Origin of the sequence: Comamonas sp., assembly GCF_036666375.1 — a bacterium.
Lineage (GTDB): Bacteria > Pseudomonadota > Gammaproteobacteria > Burkholderiales > Burkholderiaceae_C > Comamonas.
On record NZ_JAVWWA010000128.1, the window covers coordinates 8,893 to 13,511 of the forward strand.

4 protein-coding genes are annotated in these 4,619 nt (G+C 69.1%); all 4 read left to right on the forward strand.

Annotated features, from left to right (window positions below):
* The first annotated feature begins 80 nt into the window (after nt 1-80).
* A complete protein-coding gene (locus RR928_RS21925; RefSeq protein WP_332684256.1) occupies nt 81-1,823 on the forward strand; it encodes an ABC transporter ATP-binding protein in 1,743 nt (580 codons plus the stop codon).
* Between the two features lie 16 nt (nt 1,824-1,839).
* Nucleotides 1,840-2,790: an ABC transporter permease gene (locus RR928_RS21930; RefSeq protein WP_332539629.1), complete on the forward strand. Its 951-nt coding sequence runs from the start codon at nt 1,840-1,842 to the stop codon at nt 2,788-2,790.
* The gene (locus RR928_RS21935) at nt 2,787-3,731 is read left to right on the forward strand and encodes an iron chelate uptake ABC transporter family permease subunit (RefSeq protein ID WP_332539630.1); all 945 of its coding nucleotides are present in this window, start codon (nt 2,787-2,789) and stop codon (nt 3,729-3,731) included. The genes RR928_RS21930 and RR928_RS21935 overlap by 4 nt, the downstream gene beginning before the upstream one ends.
* A 41-nt stretch (nt 3,732-3,772) precedes the next feature.
* Nucleotides 3,773-4,619: siderophore ABC transporter substrate-binding protein (locus RR928_RS21940; RefSeq protein ID WP_442881934.1), on the forward strand; the 847-nt coding region annotated here is incomplete at its 3' end.

The window sequence follows — 4,619 nt, forward strand, 5'->3', positions numbered from 1 at the left end:
CTGCTGGCAGCCGGCGGCCGCTATGCGCGGCTGTGGGCGCTGGGCGGCTACGCGCCGTCGCAAGAAGAAGCGGGTGGCGCATGCTGAAGACTTTCATCGCACTGCTGGGCGACGATGCGCGCGTGCTGCGCCGCTATGGCTGGCTGGCCGTTTCGTATGGCCTGGTCAGCGGGCTGACCATCGTCACGCTGGTGCCCATTCTTTCGCGCCTGCTCACTGGAGATGCGCGTGGCGCGGCGCCCTGGCTGCTGCTGCTTGCCGCCGGCATGGCGGTCTGCTGGGCCTGGCGCCGCCAGGTGGAAAAGGCCGGCGTGGCCCTGGGCGTGGCCATCTTGCAGAGCGCGCGCCAGCACGTGGGCGACCATGTCGCGCGCCTGCCCGTGGGCTGGTTCACTGCGGGCAGCACGGCGCGGCTGTCCCATGTGCTGACCCAGGGAATGATGGCCCTGGCGCAGCTGCCCGCGCATGTGCTCACGCCGGTGATCAGCGGTGCGGTGACGCCGCTGGTGATTGTCGTTGCGCTGTTCATGCTGCATGCGCCGCTTGGGCTGATCGCGCTGCTGGCCCTGCCTCTTCTTGCGGGCATGTCGCTGGCCGCGGCGCGGCTGGGGCGGCGCGCCGAGCAGGCCTATCACCGGCATTTCGCCCAGACCAGCCAGCGCATGGTCGAGTTTGCCCAGGCGCAGTCGGTGCTGCGCGCGTTCAACGGCGATGGCGGCGGCACGCGGCTGCTGGAGCAGGCGATGGCGCGGCAACGCCGGGCGGGCGCACGGCTGATCTACCTGTCCACGGCATCGGCCGTGCTCAACGCCTGGACGGTGCAGGCGATCTTTGCCGCGCTGCTGGCCGCTGCCATGCTGTGGCTGCAGGCCGCGCCCGACAGCGCGACGGTGGTTGCCGCCGTCGTCGCGCTGCTGCTGGTCAACCGTTTCATCGATCCGCTGCTGGATGTGGCGAGCTATGGCGAAGTGCTGCGCGCAGTGCGCGGCCAGCTGGACGCGGTGGGCGAGATTCTCGCCGCCGAGCCGCTGCCCGCGCCGGTGCAGCCGCAGGCGCCGCGCGATGCGTCGGTGGAACTGCGCGATGTGGCGTTTCGCTATGCGGCCGGCCAGCCGGCGGTGCTGCAGGACGTGACGCTGCGCATTGCGCCGTGGAGCATGACGGCGCTGATCGGCGCCTCGGGCTCGGGCAAGACCACGCTGGCGCGGCTGATCGCGCGCTTCTTCGACGTGCAGCAGGGCAGCGTGCGCGTGGGCGGCGTCGATGTGCGTGACATGAAGAGCGAACAACTGGCCGCGCAGATCAGCCAGATCTTCCAGGACAGCGCGCTGTTTGCGGGCAGCATTGCCGACAACATCCGCATGGGCCGGCCCGGCGCCAGCGACTCCGAAGTGCTGCAGGCCGCGCACCAGGCGGGCGTGGCCGAGATCATCGCGCGCCTGCCGCAGGGCATGGATACGCCGGTGGGCGAGGGCGGCGCGCGGCTGTCGGGCGGCGAGCGCCAGCGCGTGGCAATTGCACGCGCGCTGATCAAGCGCGCGCCGATCCTGCTGGTCGACGAAGCCACGGCCGCGCTCGACGCCGAGAACCAGGCGGTGATTGCCCAGGCGCTGGCGCGGCTGCGCGGCCAGTGCACGCTGATCGTCATCGCCCATCAGCTGTCGACCGTGGCCATGGCCGACCATATCGTGGTGCTCGACGGCGGCCGGGTCTGCGAGCAGGGCCGTCCCGCGGAACTCGCGGCCGCAGGCGGGCGCTATGCGCAGTTCCTGGCCCAGCGCCGCGCGGCCAAGGGCTGGCGCATCGCGCCGGCGCCCCGCTGATCTGACGGATTCGCACATGCGCTTGCTGCGTTCCGGCCTGCTGCCGCTGTTTGCCCTGCTGTGCGCCGCTTCGCTGCTGACAGGCGCGCGCCAGGTCGCCTGGGTCGACATCCTGTCGCTGTCCGACGACGCCTGGCTCACGCTCACCGCGAGCCGCCTGCCGCGCCTGGCGGCGCTGGTGCTCACGGGCGTGGGCCTGGCGGTCTGCGGCGTGGTGCTGCAGCAGATACTGCGCAACAAGTTCGTCGAGCCGGCCACCACCGGAGGGCTAGATGCCGCCAAGCTGGGCATACTGGTCGCGCTCACGGCCGCGCCCGGCGCGGGCACCGGCGTGCGCATGCTGTTCGCGCTGGCCTTCTGCCTGGCCGCGAGCCTGCTGTTCGTCGCCATCATCCGCCGTGTGCGCGCGCGCAGCACGGTGCTGGTGCCGGTCATAGGCCTGATGTACGGCGGCGTGCTCAGCGCCATTGCCGAGTTCTACGCCTACCGCCACAACATCCTGCAAAGCATGCAGGGCTGGCTGCTCGGCGACTTCTCGCGCATCGTGCAGGGCAACTACGAAATTCTCTGGCTGGTGCTGCCCATCGTCGCGCTGACCTATGCCTATGCCCATCGCTTCACGGTGCTCGGCATGGGCGAGGGCCTGGCCACCAGCCTGGGGCTCGACTACCGCGCCACGGTGCTGCTGGGCCTGCTGCTGGTCGCGGTCACGGTGTCGGCCACGGTGATCACGGCCGGGGCGATTCCTTTTGTCGGGCTGGTGATTCCCAATCTGGTGGCGCTGCGCCATGGCGATCACCTGGGCCGCACGCTGCCCGCGGTGGCGCTGGGCGGCGCCTCGCTGCTGCTGTTCTGCGACATTCTCGGGCGGCTCGTAGCCTATCCGTACGAGGTGCCCATAGGGCTGACCGCGGGCGGCGTGGGCGGACTGCTGTTCCTGGGGCTCGTTGTCTGGAGGCGGCGATGACGCGCAGCACCTTGTGGGCGGGCGCGGGATTGGCGGCGCTGGCGCTGACCTATATGTTTCTGTTCTCGGGACTGGACTTCGGCTATGTCATCCCCAAGCGGCTGGTGCGCCTGGGCGCAATGCTGATCGGCGGCATCTGCATTGGCTGGTCGGCCATCACGTTCCAGACGCTCACCAACAACCGCATTCTCACGCCGGCCGTCATGGGCTATGAAGCCGTCTATCTGCTGGCGCAGTCGCTGCTGGTGCTGCTGCTGGGAACGCAAAGCCTGGTGCTGCTGGGCGCGGGCGGCAACTTCGCGCTGTCGGTGGCGCTGATGCTGGCCTATTCGTGGCTGCTGCACCGCTGGCTGTTCCAGGACGGCCACAGCAATGTGTATTCGCTGCTGCTCGTGGGCCTGGTGCTGACGCTGGTGATGGGCACGTTCACGCAGTTCGTGCAGTTTCGCACCAGCCCGGGCGAGTTTTCCATGCTGCTGGGCTTCACCCAGGCGTCCTTCAACCGCGCCCAGCCCGAGCAGCTGCTGTATGCGGGCGCGATCGTGGCCCTGGTCTGCGCGCTGGGACTGCGCACCCTGCCCACGCTCGATGTGCTGGCGCTGGGGCGCGAGACCGCGATCTCGCTGGGCGTGGACTACCGCCGCGCGGTGCGCCTGCAGCTGGTGCTGATTTCGACGCTGGTCGCGGTCTCGACCAGCCTGATCGGGCCGACGGCCTTCATAGGCATCTTCGTGGCCAACACGGCCTATGCGCTGGCGCGCGGCATGCGCCACCGCGTGACGCTGCCCCTGGGCTGCGCCATTGCCGTGGCCATCTTCATTGCGGCGCAGCTGGCGGTGGAGCATCTCTTCAACTACCGCACCACGGTGGGCATCCTGGTCAATCTGGTGTGCGGCGCGTACTTCCTCGCGCTGGTCGTGCGCCACCGGGGCGCGCAATGACATTTTTCATTCAGCCACTTCCCATCTTCAGGAGAAAAACCATGAGTTTCACCTTCCGCGGCGCCGCCTTGCTGCTGGCCGGCATGACCGCGCTGAGCGCCTGCGCCCAGAGCGCCGCCGTGGCTGCCCAGTCGTTCACGCCGATGACGGTGCAGCACCAGCTGGGCAAGACCGTGGTCAGCAAGCAGCCCCGGCGCGTTGCGGCGCTCGACATGAACGAAGTCGACTTTCTCGACCAGCTGGGCGTGCCCGTGATCGGCATGCCCAAGGACTTCATTCCGCATTTCCTGGCCAAATACCAGAACGCGCCGCGCGTGCAGGACCTGGGCTCCATCGTGCAGCCCAACGTGGAGCGGGTGCATGCGGCCCGCCCCGATCTGATACTGATCACCTCGCTGCAGGCGGGCCAGTACAAGGAGCTGTCGCAGATTGCGCCCACCATCCAGTTCGATGTCGACTACCGCAACAGCGCCACGCGCCACATCGAGGTCATCAAGGACCATCTGCTGACGCTGGGCCAGCTGTTCGGCCGGCAGGACACGGCGCGCGCCAAGGCCGCGGAACTCGACGCCAAGGTGCAGCAGGCGCGCCAGGCCACCAAGGACAGGCCCGAGAAGGCGCTGATCGTGCTGCACAACAACGGCGCCTTCAGTTCGTTCGGCCCGCAGTCGCGCTACGGTTTTGTCTTCAGCGCGCTGGGTGTCAAGCCCGCGGGCCCGGCCGCCGACACCGGTCTGCACGGCCAGCCGGTCTCCAGCGAATTCATCCAGCAGGCCGATCCCGACATCATCTATGTGGTCGACCGCACGGCGGTGATGGAGCGCCGCGCCGCGCTCGACGCCGACAGCCTGGGCAACCCGCTGCTGCGCCAGACCAAGGCCTGGAAGA

Excerpts from the sequence above, each read along its gene's own strand:
- RR928_RS21930 (WP_332539629.1), top strand. The coding sequence starts at position 1,840 with ATGCGCTTGCTGCGTTCCGGCCTGCTGCCGCTGTTTGCCCTGCTGTGC.
- RR928_RS21925 (WP_332684256.1), top strand. The coding sequence starts at position 81 with ATGCTGAAGACTTTCATCGCACTGCTGGGCGACGATGCGCGCGTGCTG.
- RR928_RS21935 (WP_332539630.1), top strand. The coding sequence starts at position 2,787 with ATGACGCGCAGCACCTTGTGGGCGGGCGCGGGATTGGCGGCGCTGGCG.